The organism is Bacillus sp. YP1, from assembly GCF_000877815.1.
Taxonomy (GTDB): Bacteria; Bacillota; Bacilli; order Bacillales; family Bacillaceae; genus Bacillus; species Bacillus subtilis.
Genome location: NZ_CP010014.1, coordinates 2,185,462 through 2,211,218, shown reverse-complemented (window position 1 = coordinate 2,211,218; position 25,757 = coordinate 2,185,462). Strand labels below are relative to the sequence as shown.

The window sequence follows — 25,757 nt, the reverse complement described above, 5'->3', positions numbered from 1 at the left end:
TATGAAGTGAAAAGGTGGTGAGTACGATCGAACTAAATAAACGGCAAGAACATATTTTGCAGATTGTAAAAGAAAACGGGCCGATTACAGGGGAGCATATTGCAGAAAAGCTGAACCTAACCAGGGCGACATTGCGCCCGGATTTAGCCATACTCACCATGTCAGGATTCCTCGAGGCGCGCCCGAGAGTCGGTTATTTCTATACGGGAAAAACCGGCACACAGCTTTTGGCGGATAAACTCAAAAAGCTTCAGGTGAAAGACTTTCAATCTATCCCCGTAGTGATTCACGAAAACGTTTCTGTGTACGATGCGATTTGCACCATGTTTTTAGAAGATGTAGGTACTCTGTTTGTGGTGGACCGCGATGCTGTTTTAGTCGGGGTGCTTTCACGAAAAGACTTGCTCAGAGCGAGCATTGGCCAGCAGGAGCTTACATCGGTCCCTGTTCACATCATCATGACAAGGATGCCGAACATTACGGTGTGCAGACGCGAGGATTATGTGATGGACATTGCAAAGCACTTAATAGAAAAACAAATTGATGCACTGCCTGTCATCAAAGACACCGATAAAGGCTTTGAAGTGATCGGCAGAGTGACAAAAACAAATATGACCAAAATACTTGTCAGTTTATCTGAAAATGAAATCCTATAAGATTGCAAACTAACGGGGGGATAATATGAATAACCGCATCATCTATGTTGTATCGGATTCCGTCGGTGAAACGGCTGAATTGGTAGTAAAAGCAGCACTCAGCCAATTTAACGGATCGGCGGATGATACTCATGTAAGAAGAATTCCTTATGTTGAAGATATAGGCACTATCAATGAAGTGATTTCACTTGCAAAGGCAGACGGCGGCATTATCTGTTTTACACTCGTGGTGCCGGAAATCAGAGAATATTTGATAGCCGAAGCGGAAAAAGCAAATGTTTTATATTATGATATTATCGGCCCGTTGATTGATAAAATGGAAACAGCCTATGGTTTAACAGCGAAATACGAACCGGGGCGGGTGCGCCAGCTTGATGAAGATTATTTCAAAAAAGTGGAGGCCATCGAGTTTGCAGTTAAATACGATGATGGACGTGATCCAAGAGGGATTTTAAAAGCTGATATCGTTTTGATCGGCGTGTCAAGAACGTCTAAAACACCGCTGTCTCAATATCTCGCACACAAACGCCTGAAGGTTGCCAATGTTCCGATTGTACCGGAGGTTGATCCGCCGGAAGAACTCTTTAACGTTGATCCGAAAAAATGCATCGGTTTAAAGATTAGCCCTGATAAACTGAATCATATCAGAAAAGAACGTTTAAAATCACTCGGGCTTAATGATAAAGCGATTTATGCAAATATCAACAGAATCAAAGAGGAACTCGAGTATTTCGAAAAGATTGTGGATCGGATCGGCTGCCAGGTTGTTGATGTTTCAAATAAAGCGGTTGAGGAAACAGCAAATATTATCCATCATCTCAAAACAAAAAACATATAACTCAGGACGCTCTATCCTGGGTTTTTGGCTGTGCCAAAAGGGAATAATGAAAAACAATAGCATCTTTGTGAAGTTTGTATTATAATAAAAAATTGTGATAAAATGATTAATTTTAGGTTTAAGGATCGTGTGATACGAATAAACTATTATGGGTAAGATGTCAAGAATTTCTCCCGGAAATTTTTCGACAAATTCATATACATCCACAATAATAAAGGATGTGCGATTTTGCTTGCTTTTATGCAGGAGTTTAATGGAGGGATGGAGAATTACTCTTCTTAATGAACAAGAAAAGACGATTTTTGTCGATGCTGATGCTTGTCCGGTAAAAGATGAAATTTTACAAACAGCATCCGAGTATGAAGTTCAAGTTCTTTTTGTCGCTTCATTTGAACATTATCAGCTTTCCAGAAGCAATGAAGAAAAATGGAAGTATGTTGATCCTCATAAAGAAGCTGCTGATTTATATATCGCAAATCACGTGAAACCGGGAGATATTGTTGTGACGCAGGACATCGGATTAGCATCTCTGCTGTTGAACAGAAATGTCTCCGTTATGTCGGAAAGAGGTCGTCTTTACAAGGAAGACACGATTGATTTTGCCCTAGAGGGCCGTCATTTTTCCGGCAAACAAAGAAGAAAAGGCGTATATGCCAAAGGGCCTAAAAAATTGAATAAAGAAGATCGAGAACGATTTATTACACTGCTGCAAAAAATCCTGTCGAACGATGAAGGGATTTTGCACTAAAGCATCGAATAATGTACGACGGAGTGTTATAAGATGGGAAATCGGATACCAGATGAAATTGTGGATCAGGTGCAAAAGTCGGCAGATATCGTTGAAGTCATAGGTGATTATGTTCAATTAAAGAAGCAAGGCCGAAACTACTTTGGACTCTGTCCTTTTCATGGAGAAAGCACACCTTCGTTTTCCGTATCGCCCGACAAACAGATTTTTCATTGCTTTGGCTGCGGAGCGGGCGGCAATGTTTTCTCTTTTTTAAGGCAGATGGAAGGCTATTCTTTTGCCGAGTCGGTTTCTCACCTTGCTGACAAATACCAAATTGATTTTCCAGATGATATAACAGTCCATTCCGGAGCCCGGCCAGAGTCTTCTGGAGAACAAAAAATGGCTGAGGCACATGAGCTCCTGAAGAAATTTTACCATCATTTGTTAATAAATACAAAAGAAGGTCAAGAGGCACTGGATTATCTGCTTTCTAGGGGCTTTACGAAAGAGCTGATTAATGAATTTCAGATTGGCTATGCTCTTGATTCTTGGGACTTTATCACGAAATTCCTTGTAAAGAGGGGATTTAGTGAGGCGCAAATGGAAAAAGCGGGTCTCCTGATCAGACGCGAAGACGGAAGCGGATATTTCGACCGCTTCAGAAACCGTGTCATGTTTCCGATCCATGATCATCACGGGGCTGTTGTTGCTTTCTCAGGCAGGGCTCTTGGCAGCCAGCAGCCTAAGTATATGAACAGTCCTGAAACCCCGCTCTTTCATAAAAGCAAACTGCTTTACAATTTTTATAAGGCCCGCCTTCATATCAGAAAGCAGGAAAGAGCAGTCTTATTTGAAGGGTTTGCTGATGTCATATCGGCCGTAAGCTCGGGTGTAAAGGAAAGCATAGCCACGATGGGAACGTCTCTTACAGATGATCATGTCAAGATCCTGAGAAGAAACGTCGAAGAAATCATTCTTTGCTATGACTCTGATAAAGCCGGTTATGAAGCCACCTTAAAAGCTTCGGAGCTTCTGCAAAAAAAAGGCTGCAAAGTCAGAGTTGCAATGATTCCTGACGGATTGGACCCTGATGATTACATCAAAAAATTCGGCGGGGAAAAATTTAAAAACGACATTATTGACGCAAGTGTCACCGTAATGGCGTTCAAAATGCAATATTTCCGAAAAGGAAAGAACCTGTCCGATGAAGGCGACCGCCTAGCTTACATTAAAGACGTACTGAAAGAAATCAGCACGCTTTCAGGGTCTCTAGAGCAGGAAGTCTATGTAAAGCAGCTTGCTTCAGAGTTTTCGCTTTCACAGGAGTCTTTAACTGAGCAGCTGTCTGTTTTCAGCAAGCAAAACAAACCTGCTGACAATAGCGGTGAAACTAAAACGCGGCGAGCGCATCTGACGACAAAAGCAAGGCAAAAACGTTTGCGTCCGGCGTATGAAAATGCAGAAAGGCTGTTACTCGCTCACATGCTTCGAGATCGGAGCGTCATCAAAAAAGTGATTGACCGGGTAGGGTTTCAATTTAATATTGATGAGCACCGGGCATTAGCCGCTTATCTTTATGCTTTTTATGAAGAGGGAGCCGAGCTGACGCCTCAGCATCTGATGGCCAGGGTGACGGATGATCATATAAGCCAGCTCTTGTCCGATATATTAATGCTTCAGGTTAATCAAGAGCTTAGCGAAGCCGAGTTATCAGATTATGTAAAAAAAGTGTTGAATCAAAGAAATTGGTCAATGATAAAAGAAAAAGAGGCGGAAAGAGCCGAAGCAGAAAGGCAAAAAGATTTTTTAAGAGCTGCTTCTTTGGCTCAAGAAATCGTTACATTGAACCGATCTTTAAAATAACTGGAGAACTGATGAGGAGCATTTATTGGCAATGATTCCTTGCGGAGGAGCAAATAGATCGCTTAACCTCATCATGAATTGTCATTTCATTATTCGCACATTGTTAAAGGCAGTTCACATAGAAAACGCCTGAATGGACCGAATAAGAATCATACCGCTTATAGAATTCGTTGCAAGCTTTGGAAGGAGGGATCCATAATGGCTGATAAACAAACCCACGAGACAGAATTAACATTCGACCAAGTAAAAGAGCAATTAACAGAGTCTGGTAAAAAACGTGGCGTTTTGACATATGAAGAAATTGCTGAGCGTATGTCCAGCTTTGAAATTGAATCAGACCAAATGGATGAGTATTATGAATTTTTAGGTGAACAAGGTGTTGAATTAATTAGTGAGAATGAAGAAACAGAAGATCCTAATATTCAGCAGCTTGCCAAAGCCGAAGAAGAATTTGACCTTAATGACCTAAGTGTACCGCCTGGCGTTAAAATCAATGACCCAGTTCGTATGTATTTAAAGGAAATCGGTCGGGTTAACCTTCTTTCTGCAAAAGAAGAAATCGCCTACGCTCAAAAGATTGAAGAAGGTGACGAAGAATCTAAACGCAGATTGGCTGAAGCGAACCTGCGGCTTGTTGTCAGTATCGCAAAACGGTATGTCGGACGCGGTATGCTGTTCCTTGATCTGATCCAGGAAGGAAACATGGGCCTGATGAAAGCCGTTGAAAAATTTGATTATCGCAAAGGTTATAAATTCAGTACGTATGCTACGTGGTGGATCAGACAGGCGATTACACGCGCCATTGCCGATCAGGCGAGAACGATCCGGATTCCCGTTCATATGGTTGAAACCATTAATAAATTAATCCGTGTGCAGCGTCAATTACTGCAAGACTTAGGCAGAGAACCAACACCTGAAGAAATTGCGGAAGATATGGATTTAACGCCTGAAAAAGTACGCGAAATCTTAAAGATTGCTCAAGAGCCGGTATCTCTGGAAACACCGATCGGTGAAGAGGATGACTCGCACCTTGGTGATTTCATTGAAGACCAAGAAGCAACTTCACCTTCTGACCACGCCGCATACGAGCTATTGAAAGAGCAGCTGGAAGATGTGCTTGATACGTTAACTGATCGTGAAGAAAATGTATTGCGTCTTCGATTCGGTCTTGATGACGGCCGTACAAGAACATTAGAAGAGGTCGGCAAAGTATTTGGAGTAACGAGAGAGCGTATTCGACAAATCGAAGCCAAAGCGTTGCGGAAACTAAGACATCCTAGCAGAAGTAAACGTTTGAAAGATTTCCTTGAATAAGATGGAACGGGTCTTGAAGATCCGTTCTTCTTTTTTTTAAAAAGATATATGGATAATATGCCTTTATTTTACTGAAAAATGATGTCATTTGCAAATGAACATTGTGGTGAAAAATTTCAAAATCTAATTCCATATTTTCTATTGTAAGCGTATACAATACATTATACAATAGAATAAAAAGGATATTAGAGATTTAGGCATGTTTCAATTCAATTTTGTATAAAGTGTGAATAAAAAACTTTTGTATAGCAATCCATTTACTTTTTGTAAAAATAAGTTAGAATTAGAAGTGTTTACATAGGGGGAAGGATCAAAAAGGGGGAAGGGAAATGAAATGGAACCCGCTTATTCCATTTTTGCTGATCGCTGTTTTAGGAATTGGTCTAACTTTCTTTTTATCAGTAAAAGGACTTGATGACTCTCGGGAGATTGCAAGCGGAGGAGAAAGCAAATCTGCTGAAAAGAAAGATGCAAACGCTTCACCAGAAGAAATTTACAAGGCAAACTGCATCGCATGCCACGGTGAAAATTATGAAGGTGTTTCGGGTCCTAGCTTAAAAGGTGTAGGGGATAAGAAAGATGTCGCTGAAATTAAAACAAAGATCGAAAAAGGCGGTAATGGAATGCCTTCCGGTCTTGTTCCTGCCGATAAGCTGGATGATATGGCAGAGTGGGTGTCAAAAATTAAATAAAAGAACTATTTTTCTCTTTATACATTCACAGGCCGCCGAGATGTTCTCGACAGCCTTTTATTTTTGACTGCCGCGTGCAGACCCGCATCAAAAGAAATAATTTCAAAATCATTTGCTTCAGCTTGGATTCCGGGCTGATTTTTTATATGATAGTAAAGGAAAAAATGATTGAGAAAAGTTGTGATGACAAGTGAACGAATTAAAATTATCTAAACGATTGCAAACAGTAGCGGAGTACATACCGAATGGAGCGGTGATGGCCGATATCGGCTCTGACCACGCCTACCTTCCTTGTTATGCGGTGCTGAATCATAAAGCCAGCGGGGCGATTGCCGGAGAAATAACAGACGGCCCATTTTTGTCTGCAAAGCGGCAGGTTGAAAAATCAGGCTTAAACTCGCACATTTCTGTAAGGCAGGGAGACGGACTGGAAGTGATTAAAAAAGGTGAAGCTGATGCCATTACGATTGCCGGAATGGGCGGATCTTTGATCGCTCACATTTTAGAAGCGGGCAAAGACAAATTAACGGGGAAGGAACGGCTTATTTTACAGCCGAATATTCATGCTGTTCATATCAGGGAGTGGCTTTATAAAGAAAGATATGCGCTGATAGATGAGGTAATCCTTGAAGAGGACGGAAAGTGCTATGAGGTGCTGGTGGCAGAAGCGGGAGACAGGGATGCGGCTTATGACGGTATTTCTTTATCAGCCGGGATGCTCGTCGGCCCTTTCTTGGCAAAAGAAAAAAATGCTGTCTTTTTGAAAAAGTGGACACAAGAGCTTCAGCACACTCAAAGCATTTATGAACAGATCAGCCAAGCGGCGGATACAGAGCAAAACAAACAAAAATTAAAGGAGCTCGCTGATCGAATGGAGCTGTTAAAGGAGGTAATCGATCATGGCTAAAAGTGTAAATGGGCAGCAGATCATCCAGCTGTTTGAACAATTTTCCCCGAAAGCCTATGCGGTTGAAGGAGATAAAATCGGCCTGCAAATCGGCACCTTAAACAAACCAATTAAAAATGTGATGGTTACACTTGATGTGTTAGAGAGCGTTATCGATGAAGCGATTGAAAAAGAGGTTGACTTGATTATTGCACACCATCCTCCTATTTTCCGGCCGCTAAAGCATATTTCAACAGATCAGCCTGCCGGAAGGTTAATTGAAAAGTGTTTGAAGCATGATATTGCTGTTTATGCAGCTCATACAAATTTAGACGTTGCGGACGGCGGCGTGAATGATTTGCTTGCTGAAGCATTAGAGCTGAGTGAGACGGAAGTGCTGGCACCTACTTATACGGATTCTCTGAAAAAGCTGGCAGTTTACGTGCCGAAGGAATATGAAGAGCAGGTCAGAGCCGCGCTCGGAAATGCGGGGGCCGGCCATATCGGTGAATACAGCCATTGCGCGTTTTCATCTGAAGGAATCGGCAGCTTTAAGCCATTAGAGGGAGCTAAGCCTTTTATCGGTGAAGTGGGAGAGCTTGAGCTTGTTCATGAAGTAAGGCTTGAGACTGTATTTCCTAAAAGCGTCGAAAAGGCTGTTATCAATGCAATGATAAAAAGCCATCCATATGAAGAAGTCGCTTACGATATCTATCCTGTCGAACAGACTCCCGCCGAAAAAGGGCTCGGCCGTGTCGGAACCCTTAAAAATGAGATGACGCTCAAGGAATTCGCTTTATTTGTGAAAGACAAGCTTGACGTCAATGGTGTCAGAATGGTTGGGGATGCTGACAGCATGGTGAAAAAAGTAGCTGTTCTTGGCGGAGATGGAAACAAGTATATTCATCATGCAAAACGAAAGGGAGCCGATGTTTACGTCACAGGAGATTTATACTTCCATGTGGCCCATGATGCGATGATGCTTGGCCTAAATGTGGTTGATCCGGGCCATTACGCGGAAAAAATCATGAAAGAAGGCGTCACGAGAAAACTTACATCAATGTGTAATGATAAAAAGTTTGGCGTGAATATCTTTGTTTCTGAAACAGATACAAATCCATTTACATTTCTATAAAAAAACTGAGGCTTTTACAGCCTCAGTTTTTTGCTTTTACTTTTGGAAGTATTTTTTTGAGCGGTATATTATGTTCAGTTGTCCAAGTTGATGGATCTTCGTGATCAAACTGCTCTAAAAAGCGAATGACTTCTTTTGTGATCGGCGTCGGTGTTGAAGCTCCCGCTGTAACTGCAACGGTATTAACGCCTTTCAGCCATTCGAGCTTCAATTCGCTTAAGTCGCCGATCCGGTATGCTTTTGTCCCGGCTATTTCCTCTGACACTTGAGCAAGCCTATTTGAATTGTTGCTTTTCGGGTCTCCGACAACGATTGTTAAGTCCGCTTTTTTTGCCTGCTCTGATACAGCTTCCTGCCGCACTTGAGTAGCGAGGCAAATCTCTTGGTGATATTCGACATGAGGATATTTTTCTTTGACAAGCTCCATAATGTCGTGAACATCCCATTGAGACATTGTTGTTTGATTCGTCACGATTAACTTCTCGGCTTGGATATCAAGGTTCTTTACATCTTCTTCTGTTTCAACTAAGTGAACGATCTCCGGCGCTACGCCAACGGCTCCCTCAGGCTCTGGATGCCCTTTTTTGCCGATATAGATCACGTGATATCCTTTTTCTTTCATCTCTAAGATTAGATTATGCGTTTTCGTCACATCCGGACATGTAGCATCAATTGCGACTAACCCTTTTTCTTCTGCGATTCTTCTGACTTCGGGAGAAACACCGTGCGCAGTGAAAATGACAGTTCCTTTGTCAACCTGCTTTAAGATGTCCAGACGGTTAGAGCCGTCCAATGTAAAAATCCCTTCCTCTTCAAACGCATCAGTGACGTGTTTATTATGAACAATCATCCCGAGTATATAGATGGGTCTTGGCAAGCTTTTATCTAGCGACGCATTTTTGGCAATGACCATAGCATCAACAACACCATAGCAATAGCCGCGCGGTGAAATTTTAATTACGTCCATTTTCGGTTGTCCTCCAATACTGAAGTGAGTAAAGGCAATATAAAAAGCCGTAATCAAACGGCTCTATTCTTGCATTCTTCTGATCTCATTATAGCCAATCTCACTTAAGATATCAAAGAATGTTAAATATATAATCTCGGTTTTGAACTGCCTGATGTTCTTTTCGGAGCAGGAGAGGCAGCTTCCTTTTTCTTCGGGGCAGATGTTTTTAATTCTTGTTCTTTATTGTCAGTTGTTTTAGATTTCTTTGGGAGAGAAGAACTTTTTGGTTTTGATTTTTTGTTCCCATCTGAGGTTTTTGTTTCAGTCTCTTTTTCTTTTTCTGATGATTCTTCTGAAACGGATTGTTTTTCACTTTCCTCATTGGCCTCTGTCTCAGTATCATCACTTTTACTTAATTGGCTGTACAGCTTCATCATTGCTGGCAGATTGCGGACTAATGGGCCGTACTGCTGGATCATAGGGGTGACTTGCTGCGCCATGCCGAGTACTTTTTGCACATTTCCAAGCATACTGGATAATGATGCAGGATTGGCAATATTTTGAATGCCTTGCAGGCCAGCACCTCCGCTCGCTGCTGCACCTGCTCCTGGAATTCCAGGAACTCCGGCGCTGCCAGCGCCTCCTCCGCCGGGGAGGAACCTTGACAGCATTCCTTTTAAGCCTCCGCCTGCACCTGCACCATTTCTCGCTCCGGCATTTGCCTGAGGAAGAAATTGTCCGGCTTGCTGAAAACCTTGCTGCTGTGCTCCAAATGAAGGTCCTCGCATATTAGGCGGTCTTCTGCCCATCATTCGCTGATTTGGCATGGGGCGGGGCGGTCCGGGCTGTGGGTAATTTCTCATTGGCTGCTGCGGTGAAAACATACTTGTACCTCCTTTCAGCTCTCTCTGCTATTAGAATATGCATGGGCTGCGGTATTTGCTTTACATAACTGAATAAAACAAACGCCTTGCAAACGTGGTGTTTTTAAGCAAAATCGGGTATAATGTGATGATGGACACATAATGTGCCGCTTTAAGGAGCTGGGAAAAATGAAAGAAACGAAATTTGAACTTTATGAATTGAAACCATTTATTATAGATGCAGTACATCGCCTTGGTTTTTACGAACCGACTGATATCCAGAAAAGGCTGATTCCTGCAGTGTTAAAAAAAGAAAGCGTCATCGGCCAGTCTCAGACGGGTACTGGAAAGACTCACGCCTATTTACTGCCTTTATTAAACAAAATCGATCCTGCTAAGGATGTCGTTCAGGTAGTCATTACGGCTCCGACAAGAGAGCTTGCCAACCAGATTTATCAGGAAGCGCTTAAAATCACACAAGGTGAGGAAGGCAGTCAGATTCGCTCGAAATGTTTTATCGGAGGCACTGATAAACAAAAATCAATTGATAAATTGAAAATACAGCCGCATCTTGTTGTCGGTACACCCGGACGGATTGCTGACTTAATCAAAGAACAGGCGTTAAGTGTTCATAAAGCGGAATCTCTTGTTATTGATGAAGCGGATTTAATGCTGGACATGGGATTCCTTGCAGATGTAGATTACATCGGTTCCCGCATGCCTGAGGATCTGCAAATGCTTGTGTTCTCAGCGACCATACCGGAAAAGCTGAAACCATTCTTGAAGAAATACATGGAAAATCCGAAATACGCCCATGTGGAGCCAAAACAGGTGACTGCTGCGAAAATCGAGCATATCCTCATTCCTTCGAAACATCGTGACAAGGACAAGCTCCTTTTTGACATCATGTCGCATCTGAATCCATACCTGGGGATTGTGTTTGCCAACACGAAAAATACGGCTGACCATATTGCCCAGTATCTGACTGGCAAAGGCATGAAAATCGGCTTGCTGCACGGCGGATTAACACCACGTGAGCGGAAAAAAGTCATGAAGCAGATCAATGATTTGGAATTCACATATATCATTGCAACTGACCTTGCCGCAAGAGGTATTGATATTAAAGGTGTCAGCCATGTTATCAACTATGAGCTGCCGGATGATCTCGATTTCTATGTTCACCGTGTGGGCAGAACGGCTCGTGCCGGCTCATCAGGACAAGCGATGACCATTTATGAGCTTACTGATGAGGATGCATTAGTAAGACTTGAAAAAATGGGCATCGAATTTGAGTACTTAGAGCTTGAAAAGGGCGAATGGAAAAAAGGCGATGACCGTCAGCGCCGCAAAAAACGTAAAAAAACGCCGAATGAAGCGGATGAAATTGCTCATCGTCTCGTGAAAAAGCCGAAGAAGGTTAAGCCTGGGTATAAAAAGAAAATGAGCTATGAGATGGAGAAAATCAAGAAAAAACAGAGAAGAAACCAATCTAACAAAAGAAAGTAGGGGAACCTGTTGCTGAGAATAGGCTCACACGTCTCTATGAGCGGAAAACATATGCTTCTGGCTGCAAGCCAGGAAGCAGTCTCTTATGGGGCGAATACGTTTATGATCTATACAGGCGCACCGCAAAATACGCGCCGAAAGAAAATTGAAGACTTAAATATAGAAGCAGGCCGGGCACATATGCAAGAAAACGGCATTGACGAGATTATCGTACACGCGCCTTATATTATTAATATTGGCAACACGACAAATCCGTCCACTTTTGAGCTGGGTGTTGATTTTCTTCGTTCAGAAATTGAACGGACAGCGGCCATCGGAGCGAAGCAAATTGTCCTTCATCCTGGCGCTCACGTAGGGGCAGGAGCTGAAGCGGGCATCAAAAAAATTATTGAAGGCTTAAATGAAGTGATTGATCCGAATCAAAATGTCCAGATTGCATTAGAAACAATGGCTGGAAAAGGATCAGAATGCGGCAGAAGCTTTGAGGAGCTTGCGCAGATTATCGAAGGCGTTACACACAATGAGCAGCTGTCAGTGTGCTTTGACACGTGCCATACACATGATGCCGGGTATAACATTGTCGAAGACTTTGACGGAGTGCTAAATGAGTTCGATAAAATCATTGGCATTGACCGTATTAAAGTTCTTCATATCAATGACAGCAAAAATGTCAAAGGTGCGAGAAAAGACCGCCATGAAAATATTGGCTTTGGTGAAATAGGTTTTGACGCACTGCAATATGTTGTTCATCATGAGCAGTTAAAAGACATTCCAAAAATTCTTGAAACACCATACGTCGGTGAAGATAAAAAGAACAAAAAACCGCCATACCGTTTTGAGATTGAAATGCTGAAAGAAAAACAATTTGATGATACATTGCTCGAAAAGATTTTACAGCAATAAAAAATGGGGGATAACACCCCCATTTTTTAGCTTGTAAATTGTTTGAATAGTTCATTAACTGTTTGAGCTGTTTCTTTCGATGTAATCGTCTCTACTTGTTTCAGCAGCCGCATTCGTTCACTCTCATTAAAGATGTTTACATTTTTCCCGTATAACAGGTTCGCTACTTCAACGGCCTGCGATCTTGTTAAGCTGATTCCGTATTGTTTTGAGTACTTCAGCAAATCATCAGCAGTAGCCTGATTAAGCCGCTGTAAAATAATTCTTTGAAATAAAATCATCGGTCAATCCACCTCCAGACTTAATGTATGGGCAAATCAGTAAAATGTGTCAGTGTTTAATGGTAAAATAGATTTATAATGTATTTAAAATAGTTATTGCAGGAAAGGAGATTTTATGACCCCAACAAAACAACATAAGAAAGAAACGTTTACCCATTTTATTTTCAGGGTCTTTATGATTCTGGTAGGAGCTGCATCTGCGGCTGTAAGTATTGAATTATTTTTAATCCCCAATGATTTTATTGATGGCGGGATTATCGGTGTATCACTTATTTTAGACCACCTCTTTATGTCAAACCCCTTTCTGAATTTCGCCTTTTTCGTTGTCATATTAAATATTCCTTTTATGATCTTCGGATATAAATATATCGGTAAGACCTTTCTAGTCTCTACGTTTATAGGGATTGTCGGGCTTGCCGTTATTGAATCCTCACTTCACCATGTAGAAGCCATTACAACCCAGCCTATTTTGGCTACTGTGTTCGGAGGTCTTTTACTCGGCTTTGGCGTCGGGCTTGTTATTCGAAACGGAGGTTCAATGGATGGTACAGAAATTCTCGGTATTTTGCTGACCAAAAAACTCCCGTTTTCAGTAGGTGAGTTCGTTATGTTCATCAATGTGTTCATTTTCATTTGGGCAGTTTTTGTGTTCGGTCCTGAGCAAGCGATGTACTCATTCATGACTTATTATATTGCGATGAAAACGATTGATGCCGTGATCCAAGGGCTTGATGAAACAAAAGCTGTCATTATTGTGTCTGAGCAGTATGATGAGATTTCCGACGCGATTTTGCACCGTCTTGGTCGGGGCACAACGAAGCTGAAGGGGAAAGGCGGGTATACGGACGAAGAAAAAGACGTAATTTACGCGGTTGTCACAAGGCTGGAAGTGACAAAGCTCAAATCGATTGTGTTTGAAGTCGATCAAAATGCATTCATAACAATTATGAATACTCATGAAACGAGAGGCGGAAAATTCAAAAACGCAATCCACTAGGCTTTCATTTACTTTTATTCATTTTATGGGTATAATTTTATCTGCAGTAAAGAAAATGGCTTGCTGGACAGACAGCTGCCATTTTCTTTTTCATACATGTAATACGTTCTTAAGCAAAGCGAAAAGGGGGACCCTTCATGAACGTACAAGAAGCGCTGAACCTACTAAAAGAAAACGGATATAAATATACAAACAAACGGGAGGATATGCTGCAGCTTTTTGCTGATTCAGACAGATATCTTACCGCTAAAAACGTACTGTCTGCACTGAATGATGATTATCCAGGCTTAAGCTTTGATACAATCTACAGAAATCTTTCTTTATATGAAGAACTTGGGATTTTGGAAACAACTGAGCTGTCCGGTGAAAAGCTCTTCCGATTTAAGTGTTCATTCACCCATCACCACCATCATTTTATTTGTCTTGCCTGCGGCAAAACAAAGGAAATTGAATCATGTCCGATGGACAAGCTTTGTGATGATTTGGATGGCTATCAGGTCAGCGGGCATAAATTTGAGATTTATGGCACATGCCCTGATTGTACAGCGGAAAACCAAGAAAACACTACTGCGTAAAATGCGTATATATGAAAAAGGGGCCCGGTTTGGGCTCCTTTTTCAGTTATTGACGCGTATTAAGTGATGCTTGTTGTTGTTTATCCATTTAACGGCTTCTAGCCAGTTGTTTACTCTGATGATGTTTGAATCAATCGGAAGCTGATTATAAGGGGAATTGAACAAAATCACCGGTATCCCGGCTTCTTTCGCAATCATCATGGCATTACCGTGATGATCCTCAAAAAACAGGTCGATGTTATGATTCTTGACCGCTTCAACTTTGTGATGACCGCCAACGAGTTCGATGTGGTCATAATGAATGTTTTGTCTGTCAAACCATTCATAGGTAATATCAGTTAAATGAGTCCGTCTCGCTGTAATATAAATAAGCTTGTGCTCCTCTTTGAGAAGATCAAGTGACTGTTTCGCATGCTGTGCAAGCAATGCTTCCTTATATATGATCGCTTCATTTTGATTCATCCAATCCCAAAATTCTTCCTGGGTAATGTTTAACAGCTTTGTTAAATCATAATCCGTCATATCGTTTAATGAAATGGAAAGATTAAACGAACGGTTCAAATAAGGGACGAATGTATCCTGAGCCGTGATTGTGCCGTCAATATCTATTCCTAAGCGTAACATGCCCACACTCCTTCAGTTTCATCCCTTCAAGTGTAACATAAACAATTGACATTAACAGAAAAGTTTAGCAAACATGAATCAGGCAAAATGGATCAAACTATAAAAGCTCCTTTAATAAAACAGAAGGGGGAATTGAAGGTGGCAAACGATTACGAAAAGCGTGATAACAACAGTTACTATGTTGATCATGGATCTGAAGGGACAAATATTAACCGCGACAATGACGGTTTTTTTGAGGAAACAGCTGCTGAAATCGCAGAGCCTTATCGTGCTGCTGACCGCAGCAATGACCAAGACAATGATCGCAGCGGCGGCAATGTCAATGAAGGACGGGGAATAGGATATATCGCTTTAGCCTTGTCCATCATTTCATTGTTTGTACTGCCTGTTTTATTGGGAGCTGCTGGTATTATTGTCGGCTATATCGCAAGAAGAAGAGGTGCTCAAGGCCTTGGCGCCTGGGCAATGGGTATCGGTGTTGTTTCATTAGTGCTTGGAATATTTATTATTCCATTTTTCTAACACAAAAAAGCTTGACGGGTTCCCGTCAAGCTTTTTGTGTTTCTTCTTTTAATTTTGCTTTTTCAGCTTCAAGTTTTGCGTAGTGTTCCTCAGCAAGAATGTCAATTTCTTTTTTGAGTTCTTCTACCATCGTTTCCTCTGGAACCTTACGGACAATTTTCCCTTTCCGGAACAGCAGTCCTTCACCGCGTGCGCCGGCGATTCCGATATCAGCTTCTCTCGCTTCACCAGGTCCGTTTACAGCGCAGCCGAGAACAGCAACTTTAATCGGCGCTTTTATCTTAGAAATATACTCTTCCACTTCATTGGCAATGCTGATTAGATCAATCTCAATACGGCCGCAAGTCGGGCAAGAGATGAGCGTGGCAGCATTGGAGGCTAAGCCGAAAGATTTCAGAAGCTCCCTTGCTACTTTTACCTCTTCTACAGGGTCTGCGCTTAGTGAAATGCGCATGGTGTTCCCGATGCCTTTGCTTAAAATGGCGCCGAGTCCTGCTGCGCTCTTTACTGTGCCGGCAAACAGCGTTCCTGACTCGGTGATCCCGAGGTGAAGCGGGTAGTCAAACGCTTTCGCCGCTTTTTCATAAGCCTCGATTGCAAGGTTCACGTCAGAGGCCTTCATGCTGACAATAATATCGTGAAAATCAAGATCCTCAAGAATTTTAATGTGATGAAGTGCGCTTTCTACCATTCCATCGGCAGTCGGATAACCGTATTTTTCTAAAATCCGTTTTTCCAATGAACCGGCGTTTACTCCGATTCTGATCGGAATGCCTTTGTCTTTGGCCGCTTTAACAACCGCTTCAACTTTTTCGCGCCGGCCGATGTTGCCGGGGTTGATTCGGATTTTATCTGCGCCGCCTTCAATGGCTTTCAACGCAAGTTTATAATCGAAATGTATGTCAACAACGAGAGGAATGGAAATGCGCTTTTTAATATCCGCAATGGCGTTTGCTGCCCGTTCATCAGGACATGCTACCCGAACGATTTGGCATCCGGCTTCAGCCAAACGGTTAATTTCCGCAACCGTTGCTTCTACATCATGTGTTTTTGTTGTTGTCATGCTTTGGATGACAACTTCATTGTTGCCGCCTATTGTTAAAGGTCCCACTTTGACGGGACGCGTTTTTGTACGATGTGTGATTTCACTCACTTGCAATCGCTCCTTAATTGTAGTTGCCGCTTCTAGATATAACAATTCTAGTATGGTTTATGTGAATTTATTTTACAAATTACATTGTAACAGTGTCTTCGCCGAACTGACAAGAAATTAACGTTAAATTAAGGGTAGACCGGGAATTTATACGCTGTTCCCGCTTGAATGGCATTGGCTTTCACATTTGGATTCAGTGCTTCAAAATCCTTTACAATGTCATCCGGAGAACCTGCTGATCCGACTATCGACATAACCGTATCACCCGGCTTTACCTTCACCGTTTTATAAGCCGGTTCTTGTACAGCCGTTTTTGCTGATGCTTCATAGACAGGGAGGTCCTGAATGGGTATGGTTCCAATTTTAAGGTCATAAAAAAGAATAAAAAGTATAAAAACAATGCTGCATACTAAGGTGAGACGCTTCATCGCTTTTCCTCCCGCATACGAAATTTTATACCATAGTATGCTTGTCCATTTCGATTCATGACAAAAGAAAAGAGACTGCGAATGCAGCCTCGGTTTATACAGCAGCTTTTTTGGACGGAATCTCTTTTAAAACGAGAAACAGGATGACAAAATTGACAAACCAGTTCAGCAAAAATTCACTTGGTACGGTTGCTTCTAATGCCCGCATGATTGTAAAGAATACAGTTGAAAGGGTGATGGAATAAGCAGAAAGCTTCCAGAGCTGATGATAGGATAAATGTTTTTTCTGCGAATTCTTAATGATTAACCCGATAAGCGCTAAAAACGATACTTCAATAAATTTTCCCGCTGCTGTTACGAGAAAAATAAGAGCTGAGAGAACAGTTACAATCATCGCTTTATTTTGGTTTAACCCTGCAATGACATCTTTTTTCTGTAACTCTGATGGCATCATTGAGTAAGACATTTCTTGGGCTTGTCCGTCAATGGCCAAAACAAATTTGTTCTGAAGGATGCCGATCGCGTTTTGCTTTGCTTCAATTTGTTCAGTGCCATAGGAGTCTGTCGGATCGAACACGATAACGAAACCATTTGCTTGAGATTCCGTGGCTTTTTTCTCATCCGTTTGAAGTTTGCCGTTTGAAATTGTGAAATCAGGGAAATCTTTGTTTAAAACAGTTTTAAAGCCGTTCATTGATTTTACGGTCCCTGTACTTACATAATAAGCGGTAGGGATTGCAAACAGGACAGAGAGCAAAAATACATAAAGAATCGCTTTTCCGATTCCTTGAAATCTTGTTTTTGCAATATCACGGGGAGAGTATGTACTTTTAATGAAAAGCTGAAACACATTCACTATCTTCACTTCCTAGCTAAACTAATATATGTTGCTTATTGTATCGTTGCATGCGTGTGAATACAAGGAAGACATGAAGAAGACAGAGTAAAATGGGAGGATGGAAGCTATGGATATGTTGTATTGGCTGTTGATTGCAGCGGTTTTTATCATTGCCTTTATCGGGCTGGTGTATCCTGTTATTCCGAGCGTAGTATTTATTGTTGCCGGATTTGTATTGTACGGATTTTTATTTTCATTCAGTCCGTATTCTTATATGTTCTGGCTTGTTGAGGCAGTTTTTGCCGCAGTATTATTCGCAGCAGATTACGTGTCGAATCTGCTTGGAGTAAAAAGGTTCGGAGGAAGCAAAGCTGCCATATGGGGAAGCACGATCGGTTTATTAATCGGGCCTTTTGTCATTCCGGTTGCAGGGATCATATTGGGGCCGTTTATCGGGGCTGTTTGCGCAGAACTTATCGTTCATCAGAAGGACTTAAAGTCAGCGTTTAAAATTGGCCTCGGCTCACTCATTGGTTTTTTAACAGGGGTTATTGCAAAGGGCATCATACAGCTTTTGATGATCGGATACTTTTTATGGACGGTCCTATAAGAAATGCTGGCGGCAGGTTTAATGGGGCAGATTATCGGTTAAAGTGAAATATGTCCGCTGAAATGAGCCAAATCGTGAGCTTTTTCATTGATTACAAAGCATTCTTTTGTTACATTGAATGAAGAAAGGCTCGCTGTGAAGCGGCATTTCAGTACATATATACTAAGGAGGAATTATCATGGCTTACGAACTTCCAGAATTACCTTATGCGTACGATGCTTTAGAACCGCATATCGACAAGGAAACTATGACTATTCACCATACGAAACACCACAACACATACGTGACAAATTTAAACAAAGCGGTTGAAGGAAACACTGCTCTTGCCAACAAATCAGTTGAAGAGCTTGTTGCAGATCTTGATTCTGTTCCTGAAAACATCCGCACTGCAGTCCGCAACAACGGCGGCGGACACGCGAACCACAAATTATTCTGGACACTTTTATCTCCAAACGGCGGAGGCGAACCGACTGGCGCGCTTGCTGAAGAGATCAACAGTGTATTTGGAAGCTTTGACAAATTCAAAGAGCAATTCGCAGCAGCAGCAGCTGGACGCTTCGGTTCTGGCTGGGCATGGCTTGTTGTGAACAACGGTAAACTTGAAATCACAAGCACGCCAAACCAAGATTCTCCGCTTTCAGAAGGCAAAACGCCTATCTTAGGTCTTGACGTTTGGGAGCATGCTTACTACCTTAACTATCAAAACCGCCGTCCTGATTACATTTCAGCTTTCTGGAATGTTGTAAACTGGGACGAAGTGGCTCGTCTATACAGCGAAGCAAAATAATGGCACAAACAAGGTCCTCATTATGGGACCTTGTTTTTTTATGTCTTCTTTTTACATATCTCGGTTTGAGTGAGACAGACTAAGGGATAGTAAAGGGGAGTCAGTAATGAGCAAACTAAAAAAAGTGATAGGCGATGTAGACGTAAACAAAGGGTTACTCTTTCTGCTGACCATTGGCGGGCTTTACTCGCTGGGAATTGCACTGTCCAATACATTTGTTAATGTGTATCTTTGGAAGCAGTCAGGGAAATTTATTGATTTGGCGATATATAATTTATCCATTGTGACAATGCAGCCGATAACCTTTTATTTGGCTGGACGGTTAGCCAAAAAAATAGACAGGGTATTCATTTTAAGGTTCGGCGTCATTTTTTTAGCTGCCTTTTATTTAAGTGTGCTTTTAGCCGGAGAAACGGCGGCCAGCCGCCTCGTGCTAATCGGCGCGGTGCTCGGAGTTGGCTATGGCTTTTATTGGCTAGCGTTTAACGTACTGACCTTTGAAATAACAGAGCCGGATACACGAGACTTTTTCAACGGGTTTATGGGCATTCTGTCTTCCTCTGCAGGAATGATCGGCCCGATTGTAGCCGGATTCGTGATCTCAAGGCTTGAAAATAATACGGGTTATACAGTGATTTTCAGTCTCTCCCTCAGTTTATTTGCCCTGGCTGTCGTGATGAGCTTTTTCTTAAAACGGAGAGAATCAAAGGGCCGTTTTATGCTGAGCAAAGTATTTGGAGAGCGCCATAGCAATATGAATTGGCGGAGAATCACGAATGCGCATTTTTTTCAGGGTTTGAGAGAAGGGATTTTTGTCTTTTTAATCAGTGTGTTTGTATTTATTGAGACAAACAGCGAACTTGCTCTCGGTACATTCGGTCTTGTCAATTCAGCTGTTTCCTTCTTTGCCTACTACTTTGCATCCAGGCTGATTAAGAAAAAGGCGAGAAAAAAATCGATTTTGCTGGGCGGACTTATTTTGTATGGCGCGCTGTTTTTGATTCTGTTCCATATGAGCTTTTCGACATTATTAACGTATGGCGTTTTTATTGCCATCGGCTATCCTCTGTTGCTTGTGCCATATGTATCACTTACATATGATGTGATAGGGCGCGCGAGGCATGCCAGAAAAGCAAGAATTGAATATATCGTGCTTAGAGAAATGTTCTTGAACGCCGGCAGAATTGTTTCCATTTTGTGCTTTCTCCTGATTGTGGCCCTTCTGAAAGAGGATGTGGGAATTCCTTTGTCACTTGCGATATTGGGTATAGGACATCCTTTGATTTATTACTTTGTCAAGGATATCCGTTTTAAGGAGAAAGAAGGGGAAAATGAAACCATGGAAGAAGATGGCCAAAAACGGGTAACAGAACCGACCCTGTTAAAAGGCGAGAGATAATTTTTTTGCCAAAAAGGGGTTATCTGTAGAAAAAAGTCGAAAAAACCTTTAAAATGAAAACTGGCACTCTTACTTGAGTGTCTTTTCTTTCTGTAAATAGAAAAGGTGATGTTATGAGGAGAAATAAACCAAAAAAGCAAAATCATAAAGAGAAAAAGAAGTCGCTTCCGATCCGGCTGAATATTTTATTTTTAGCTGCCTTTGTTATATTCACCTGGATTATTGTGGAACTGGGCATCAAGCAGATCGTGCAAGGCGATGATTACAAAAACCAAGCGAATAAGCAGGAACAAAGTGAAGTCAGCTCAGCGGTACCACGCGGGAAAATTTATGATCGAAACTTTAATGCCATTGTGACAAATAAGGCTTTAAATGCAATCACATACACGAGATCTAAATCGACCACGCAAGAACAGCGCTTAAAGATCGCAAAAAAGCTGTCTGACATGATCAAAGTCGATACAAAAAAAGTAACAGAACGGGATAAAAAAGATTATTGGATTTTGACTAGACCGAAAGAAGCGAAAAAGCTCATTAGCTCTAAAGAAAGACAGCAGGTTGAAGACAAAAAAATATCCGATGACGATTTATACCAGCTTCAGCTAAAACGGATTACTGATAAGCAGCTGAATGAATTGACGGATAAAGATATGCAGATCCTCGCTATCAAAAGACAGATGGATTCGGGCTATGCATTGACCCCTCAATATATCAAAAACGAAGATGTATCAGCGAAGGAAATGGCAGTGGTAAGTGAACATTTAGACGAACTGCCAGGTGTTGATGTCACGTCCGATTGGGAACGTGAATATCCGTATAAAAACCTTCTTCGCTCAGTGCTCGGAAGTGTGTCCAGCTCTAATGAAGGATTGCCGTCCAACTTGCTCGACCATTATCTGTCGCTTGGCTACAGCCGAAATGACAGGGTCGGAAAAAGTTATCTGGAATACCAATACGAAAGCCTTCTGCAGGGCCAAAAAGCCAAAGTCGAAAATATCACAGATTCAAACGGCAATGTCACGGGAACGAAAACCGTTTCTGAAGGTAAAGCCGGTAAAGATCTCGTCCTTACGATTGACATTGATTTGCAAAAAGAAGTGGAAAAAATCATTGAGAAGAACCTCAAATCTGCTAAAGCAAGACCAAGCACGCAATTGTTAGACAGGGCATTCGTTGTCATGATGGACCCAAGAAACGGTGAAGTGCTTTCAATGGCGGGCAAGCAGATTAAACAAGAAAATGGGAAATATAAAATTGATGATTACGCTTTAGGTACAATGACGTCATCTTACGCCATGGGTTCAGCAGTCAAAGGGGCAACAGTCTTGACAGGCCTTCAAACCGGTGCCATCAACCTGAATACAGTTTTTCAGGATGAACCATTGTATATCGGTCAGGATAAAAATGGTAAAAAATCCTGGACTACTTTAGGACCTGTTAACATTCAAAGAGCCTTAGAGCAGTCTTCTAACGTATTTATGTTTAAAACAGCGATCGCGCTCGGAAAAGGTGAATATAAACCGCACCAAGCTTTACCGATTGATACGACGGCCTTTGATACGTTCCGTAATTATTTCAGCCAATTTGGATTAGGTGTCAAAACTGGAATTGATCTTCCGAATGAAATGACAGGCTATAAAGGAACAGACAGATTGACGGGATTCTTGCTTGACTATGCGATCGGGCAATACGACACGTATACACCGCTGGAACTTGCGCAATACGTATCAACGATTGCAAACGGCGGATATCGCTTAAAGCCTCAGCTTGTAAAGGAAGTCAGAGAACCTGATGCTAAAAGAGGGATCGGTGCTGTCGTGCAATCCGTTCAGCCGGAAGTGCTGAATAAAATCGACATGAAGAGTGAATACATTAAAGAGGTTCAGGCCGGATTCAGACGGGTGATGACAAAAGGGACAGCTGCCAGCCAATTTGCTTCAGCGTCATATCAGCCTGCTGGTAAAACAGGAACAGCACAATCGTTCTATGATGGACCTGATAAATCAAAAACAGGAACAGCGACTTATAATACGACACTTGTTGCCTATGCACCGGCTGATAATCCTGAGATTGCGATCTCTGTAGTAGTCCCTTGGGCTTATATTGATTACAGCGCTAAATATACCATTACAAACGAAATCGGCAGGGAAGTAATGGATAAATATTTTGAGCTGAAATCGAAGCAGGACAAAGAAGATACTCAGCAAAAGAATAAAAACAAAATCGAAGAAAATGCAGAAAACACAACGTCTTCTGATAACTAAAAAGAAACGCTCACATGATGTGGGCGTTTTTTTTATACAAAAAAACGCACTGATTTACAAAACCTTAACATTCGGTTCAAACCCTTTTTACATAGAACCTTTACTCTATACGTGTAGGACAAATTACACATTATACGCAGGGGGAATTCAGGAAATGAAAAAAAACAAATTGGTGCTTATGCTTCTGATGGCTGCTTTTATGATGATTGCAGCTGCATGCGGAAATGCAGGAGAAAGTAAAAAATCGAATAGCGATTCTGCAAAAGGAGAAGAAAAGGCATCAGGTTCTTTAACCATTTCTGGTTCATCGGCAATGCAGCCACTAGTACTTGCAGCCGCGGAAAAATTTATGGAAGAAAACCCTGATGCTGATATACAGGTACAAGCTGGCGGTTCTGGAACAGGGCTTTCTCAAGTCTCTGAAGGAGCTGTTCAGATCGGGAATTCAGACGTTTTTGCTGAAGAAAAAGAAGGCATCGATGCAAAAGCGCTTGTCGATCATCAAGTCGCTGTAGTTGGTATGGCAGCAGCTGTAAACCCTGATGCTGGTGTAAAGGATATTTCAAAAGATGAATTGAAAAAAATCTTCACTGGCAAAATCAAAAATTGGAAAGAGCTCGGCGGCAAAGACCAAAAGATTACACTTGTAAACCGTCCTGATTCTTCTGGCACACGTGCTACATTTGTGAAATATGCGCTTGACGGTGCGGAGCCTGCAGAAGGCATTACTGAAGATTCCTCCAACACGGTGAAAAAGATCATTGCTGATACTCCGGGAGCGATTGGATATCTTGCATTCTCATATTTAACAGATGACAAAGTAACTGCTCTATCTATTGACGGTGTTAAACCTGAAGCGAAAAATGTAGCAACTGGCGAGTATCCGATCTGGGCTTATCAGCATTCTTATACAAAAGGTGAAGCGACAGGTTTAGCTAAAGAATTTCTTGATTATCTAAAGAGTGAAGACATTCAAAAAAGCATTGTTACTGACCAAGGCTACATTCCGGTTACTGATATGAAAGTGACACGCGATGCCAAAGGGAAGCAAAGCTGATCTTAATAAAAAGAGGAGTGCGGGGACAACCGTTTCTCCTCTTAACACATTCATAGGAGTGTAAAACAATGATAAACAATAGAGAAAATATGTCTGTGAGCGAGCGTTTAATCAGCTCAAGGCAAAATCGGCAATTGGATGAAGTTCGGGGAAGAATGATTGTGACAGCGTGTGCCCTGATTATGATTGCGGCATCTGTTGCGATCACCATTTTCCTCGGCGTGAAGGGGCTGCAATCTTTTCTTGTAAATGGTGTAAGCCCAATTGAATTCTTAACGAGCTTAAATTGGAATCCTACAGATACTGATCCGAAATACGGAGTGCTGCCATTTATTTTTGGCTCATTTGCAGTAACGATTCTTTCTGCTCTAATCGCTGCGCCGCTTGGCATTGCAGGTGCGATTTTTATGACAGAGATTGCCCCGAATTGGGGAAAGAAAGTGCTGCAGCCGGTGATTGAGCTTTTAGTCGGTATTCCATCTGTTGTTTATGGATTCATAGGTCTTACAGTATTGGTGCCGTTTATCGCCCAGTTCAAATCGAGCGGAACAGGGCACAGTTTATTGGCGGGAACGATTGTCCTTTCCGTCATGATTCTGCCGACGATCACATCGATTTCTGCTGATGCAATGGCTTCTCTTCCGAAGAGTTTACGAGAGGGTTCTTACGCGCTTGGTGCGACAAGATGGCAGACGATCAGAAAAGTACTTGTGCCTGCAGCTTTTCCAACATTGATGACAGCTGTTGTGTTAGGCATGGCTCGGGCGTTCGGTGAAGCTTTGGCTGTTCAGATGGTCATTGGAAATACAAGAGTATTGCCGGAAAGCCTGTTTGACACTGCGGGAACGCTGACAACGATCATCACGCTGAATATGGGCCACACCACATACGGAAGCGTTGAAAACAATACGCTGTGGTCAATGGGGCTTGTGCTTCTGGTGATGTCATTCTTGTTCATCCTGCTTATTCGCTACTTGTCATCTAGGAGGAAAGTGTAATGAACCGCAAAATAACAGATAAACTGGCGACCGGAATGTTTGGTTTGTGTGCAGCCATTATCGCTGCCATTTTAGTAGGTTTGTTTTCCTATATTATTATAAACGGTGTTTCTCAGCTCAGTTTTCAATTTATTACAACAAAATCCAGCGCCATTGCAGCTGGAGGAGGCATACGAGATCAGCTGTTTAACTCCTTTTATATTTTGTTTATTACAATGCTGATTACAATCCCGCTCGGTGTGGGCGGCGGAGTCTTCATGGCTGAATACGCGCCTAATAACAAAGTAACTGACTTCATCAGAACATGTATAGAGGTGCTTTCATCTCTTCCGTCTATTGTCATTGGGATGTTTGGATTATTGATGTTTGTCAACTTAACAGGCTGGGGATATACGATCATAGGCGGAGCGCTTGCGTTAACTGTTTTTAACCTTCCTGTCATGGTGCGTGTGACAGAAGACGCGATCCGTTCAGTCCCTAAAGATCTGAAGGAAGCCTCTCTCGCTTTAGGTGTATCACGCTGGCATACCGTAAAAACAGTTTTAATTCCAAGTGCGATTCCTTCTATCATCACAGGAGCAATTTTAGCGTCAGGAAGGGTGTTCGGGGAAGCGGCCGCATTATTATTTACGGCAGGCCTGACAACACCGCGTCTTAATTTTACGGAGTGGAACCCGTTTTCGGAAACATCACCGCTTAATATTTTCAGGCCCGCTGAAACACTTGCGGTCCACATTTGGAACGTCAATACACAAGGAATGATTCCGGATGCTGAAGCGATTGCCAACGGTGGTTCTGCCGTGCTGGTGATTTCTGTTCTTGTGTTTAATCTCGCGGCGAGATGGCTTGGCACGATGATCTACAAAAAGCTTACGGCAAATTAGAACGG

Annotated in this window: 27 protein-coding genes; 20 read left to right on the top strand and 7 right to left on the bottom strand. The window is 42.1% G+C overall.

Annotated elements, in window-relative coordinates; genetic code table 11:
- Window positions 1-17: 17 nt before the first annotated feature.
- The 8 genes from ccpN to QF06_RS10770 all read left to right on the top strand — a co-directional run bounded on the left by ccpN (window position 18) and on the right by QF06_RS10770 (window position 8,114).
- A complete protein-coding gene (gene ccpN / locus QF06_RS10805) occupies window positions 18-656 on the top strand; it encodes a transcriptional regulator CcpN (RefSeq protein ID WP_003237058.1) in 639 nt (212 codons plus the stop codon).
- A gap of 25 nt (window positions 657-681) precedes the next feature.
- Window positions 682-1,494 (top strand): pyruvate, water dikinase regulatory protein, encoded by an 813-nt coding sequence (locus QF06_RS10800; protein ID WP_003230064.1) that lies wholly within the window; start codon window positions 682-684, stop codon window positions 1,492-1,494.
- A gap of 253 nt (window positions 1,495-1,747) precedes the next feature.
- The gene (locus QF06_RS10795; RefSeq protein ID WP_003230065.1) at window positions 1,748-2,242 is read left to right on the top strand and encodes a YaiI/YqxD family protein; all 495 of its coding nucleotides are present in this window, start codon (window positions 1,748-1,750) and stop codon (window positions 2,240-2,242) included.
- Window positions 2,243-2,275: 33 nt separating this feature from the next.
- On the top strand, window positions 2,276-4,087 hold the full coding sequence (gene dnaG / locus QF06_RS10790) for a DNA primase (RefSeq protein ID WP_015714277.1): 1,812 nt from the start codon (window positions 2,276-2,278) through the stop codon (window positions 4,085-4,087).
- Between the two features lie 198 nt (window positions 4,088-4,285).
- Entirely contained in the window at window positions 4,286-5,401 is a 1,116-nt protein-coding gene (gene rpoD / locus QF06_RS10785) for an RNA polymerase sigma factor RpoD (protein WP_003226225.1), read from the top strand.
- A gap of 329 nt (window positions 5,402-5,730) precedes the next feature.
- Window positions 5,731-6,093: a cytochrome c550 gene (gene cccA / locus QF06_RS10780; RefSeq protein WP_003230068.1), complete on the top strand. Its 363-nt coding sequence runs from the start codon at window positions 5,731-5,733 to the stop codon at window positions 6,091-6,093.
- A 256-nt stretch (window positions 6,094-6,349) separates the two neighbouring features.
- Window positions 6,350-7,000: a tRNA (adenine(22)-N(1))-methyltransferase TrmK gene (trmK, locus tag QF06_RS10775; RefSeq protein WP_032722127.1), complete on the top strand. Its 651-nt coding sequence runs from the start codon at window positions 6,350-6,352 to the stop codon at window positions 6,998-7,000.
- Entirely contained in the window at window positions 6,993-8,114 is a 1,122-nt protein-coding gene (locus tag QF06_RS10770; protein WP_041850023.1) for a Nif3-like dinuclear metal center hexameric protein, read from the top strand. Before trmK ends, QF06_RS10770 begins: the two co-directional genes overlap by 8 nt.
- A gap of 22 nt (window positions 8,115-8,136) precedes the next feature.
- Here the strand turns inward: QF06_RS10770 and QF06_RS10765 are convergent, their stop codons facing one another.
- Window positions 8,137-9,081 carry a 4-hydroxy-3-methylbut-2-enyl diphosphate reductase gene (locus tag QF06_RS10765; protein WP_014477361.1) on the bottom strand — a complete coding sequence of 315 codons (945 nt, stop codon included), beginning with the start codon at window positions 9,079-9,081 and terminating at the stop codon, window positions 8,137-8,139.
- A gap of 122 nt (window positions 9,082-9,203) precedes the next feature.
- Window positions 9,204-9,947 (bottom strand): YqfQ family protein, encoded by a 744-nt coding sequence (locus QF06_RS10760; RefSeq protein ID WP_003246095.1) that lies wholly within the window; start codon window positions 9,945-9,947, stop codon window positions 9,204-9,206.
- 168 nt (window positions 9,948-10,115) lie between these two features.
- Here QF06_RS10760 and cshB point away from each other — a divergent pair, with 168 nt between their 5' ends.
- Both cshB and QF06_RS10750 read left to right on the top strand, forming a co-directional pair.
- Window positions 10,116-11,432, top strand: coding sequence for a DEAD-box ATP-dependent RNA helicase CshB (gene cshB / locus QF06_RS10755; RefSeq protein ID WP_032677120.1), 1,317 nt, complete (start codon window positions 10,116-10,118; stop codon window positions 11,430-11,432).
- 9 nt (window positions 11,433-11,441) lie between these two features.
- Complete coding sequence (locus tag QF06_RS10750) at window positions 11,442-12,335, top strand: deoxyribonuclease IV (RefSeq protein ID WP_009967756.1); 894 nt, start codon at window positions 11,442-11,444, stop codon at window positions 12,333-12,335.
- Between the two features lie 26 nt (window positions 12,336-12,361).
- Here QF06_RS10750 and QF06_RS10745 read toward each other — a convergent pair whose 3' ends face one another.
- The gene (locus tag QF06_RS10745; RefSeq protein WP_003230076.1) at window positions 12,362-12,616 is read right to left on the bottom strand and encodes a DUF2624 domain-containing protein; all 255 of its coding nucleotides are present in this window, start codon (window positions 12,614-12,616) and stop codon (window positions 12,362-12,364) included.
- A 115-nt stretch (window positions 12,617-12,731) separates the two neighbouring features.
- Between QF06_RS10745 and QF06_RS10740 the strand changes: the two genes are divergently transcribed.
- Together QF06_RS10740 and zur are read left to right on the top strand one after the other, a co-directional pair.
- Entirely contained in the window at window positions 12,732-13,613 is an 882-nt protein-coding gene (locus QF06_RS10740; RefSeq protein ID WP_003230077.1) for a YitT family protein, read from the top strand.
- Window positions 13,614-13,750: 137 nt separating this feature from the next.
- Window positions 13,751-14,188, top strand: coding sequence for a zinc uptake transcriptional repressor Zur (gene zur / locus QF06_RS10735; RefSeq protein ID WP_004398578.1), 438 nt, complete (start codon window positions 13,751-13,753; stop codon window positions 14,186-14,188).
- Between the two features lie 42 nt (window positions 14,189-14,230).
- Here the strand turns inward: zur and QF06_RS10730 are convergent, their stop codons facing one another.
- Entirely contained in the window at window positions 14,231-14,812 is a 582-nt protein-coding gene (locus tag QF06_RS10730) for a nucleotidase (RefSeq protein WP_015714271.1), read from the bottom strand.
- Window positions 14,813-14,944: 132 nt separating this feature from the next.
- Here QF06_RS10730 and QF06_RS10725 point away from each other — a divergent pair, with 132 nt between their 5' ends.
- Window positions 14,945-15,334 (top strand): DUF308 domain-containing protein, encoded by a 390-nt coding sequence (locus QF06_RS10725; protein WP_074794481.1) that lies wholly within the window; start codon window positions 14,945-14,947, stop codon window positions 15,332-15,334.
- A 25-nt stretch (window positions 15,335-15,359) separates the two neighbouring features.
- Here the strand turns inward: QF06_RS10725 and ispG are convergent, their stop codons facing one another.
- From ispG to QF06_RS10710, 3 genes are all read right to left on the bottom strand, one after another.
- Window positions 15,360-16,493: a flavodoxin-dependent (E)-4-hydroxy-3-methylbut-2-enyl-diphosphate synthase gene (gene ispG / locus QF06_RS10720; RefSeq protein ID WP_010886567.1), complete on the bottom strand. Its 1,134-nt coding sequence runs from the start codon at window positions 16,491-16,493 to the stop codon at window positions 15,360-15,362.
- A gap of 122 nt (window positions 16,494-16,615) precedes the next feature.
- Window positions 16,616-16,915 carry a LysM peptidoglycan-binding domain-containing protein gene (locus QF06_RS10715; protein ID WP_003230087.1) on the bottom strand — a complete coding sequence of 100 codons (300 nt, stop codon included), beginning with the start codon at window positions 16,913-16,915 and terminating at the stop codon, window positions 16,616-16,618.
- A 94-nt stretch (window positions 16,916-17,009) separates the two neighbouring features.
- Window positions 17,010-17,771: a DUF1189 domain-containing protein gene (locus QF06_RS10710; protein WP_015384107.1), complete on the bottom strand. Its 762-nt coding sequence runs from the start codon at window positions 17,769-17,771 to the stop codon at window positions 17,010-17,012.
- A 109-nt stretch (window positions 17,772-17,880) separates the two neighbouring features.
- Here QF06_RS10710 and QF06_RS10705 point away from each other — a divergent pair, with 109 nt between their 5' ends.
- From QF06_RS10705 to pstA, 7 genes are all read left to right on the top strand, one after another.
- The gene (locus QF06_RS10705) at window positions 17,881-18,363 is read left to right on the top strand and encodes a DUF456 domain-containing protein (protein ID WP_004398518.1); all 483 of its coding nucleotides are present in this window, start codon (window positions 17,881-17,883) and stop codon (window positions 18,361-18,363) included.
- A gap of 178 nt (window positions 18,364-18,541) precedes the next feature.
- Window positions 18,542-19,150 carry a superoxide dismutase SodA gene (gene sodA / locus QF06_RS10700; RefSeq protein WP_004398583.1) on the top strand — a complete coding sequence of 203 codons (609 nt, stop codon included), beginning with the start codon at window positions 18,542-18,544 and terminating at the stop codon, window positions 19,148-19,150.
- 106 nt (window positions 19,151-19,256) lie between these two features.
- The gene (locus QF06_RS10695; RefSeq protein ID WP_003230095.1) at window positions 19,257-20,549 is read left to right on the top strand and encodes an MFS transporter; all 1,293 of its coding nucleotides are present in this window, start codon (window positions 19,257-19,259) and stop codon (window positions 20,547-20,549) included.
- Between the two features lie 113 nt (window positions 20,550-20,662).
- Entirely contained in the window at window positions 20,663-22,813 is a 2,151-nt protein-coding gene (gene pbpA / locus QF06_RS10690; protein WP_015714270.1) for a penicillin-binding protein 2A, read from the top strand.
- Window positions 22,814-22,967: 154 nt separating this feature from the next.
- Window positions 22,968-23,870, top strand: a complete 903-nt coding sequence (locus QF06_RS10685; protein ID WP_015714269.1) for a phosphate ABC transporter substrate-binding protein — start codon at window positions 22,968-22,970, stop codon at window positions 23,868-23,870.
- Window positions 23,871-23,938: 68 nt separating this feature from the next.
- Window positions 23,939-24,868 carry a phosphate ABC transporter permease subunit PstC gene (pstC, locus tag QF06_RS10680; RefSeq protein WP_015714268.1) on the top strand — a complete coding sequence of 310 codons (930 nt, stop codon included), beginning with the start codon at window positions 23,939-23,941 and terminating at the stop codon, window positions 24,866-24,868.
- On the top strand, window positions 24,868-25,752 hold the full coding sequence (pstA, locus tag QF06_RS10675) for a phosphate ABC transporter permease PstA (RefSeq protein ID WP_003230103.1): 885 nt from the start codon (window positions 24,868-24,870) through the stop codon (window positions 25,750-25,752). The genes pstC and pstA overlap by 1 nt, the downstream gene beginning before the upstream one ends.
- The last annotated feature ends 5 nt before the right edge of the window (window positions 25,753-25,757 follow it).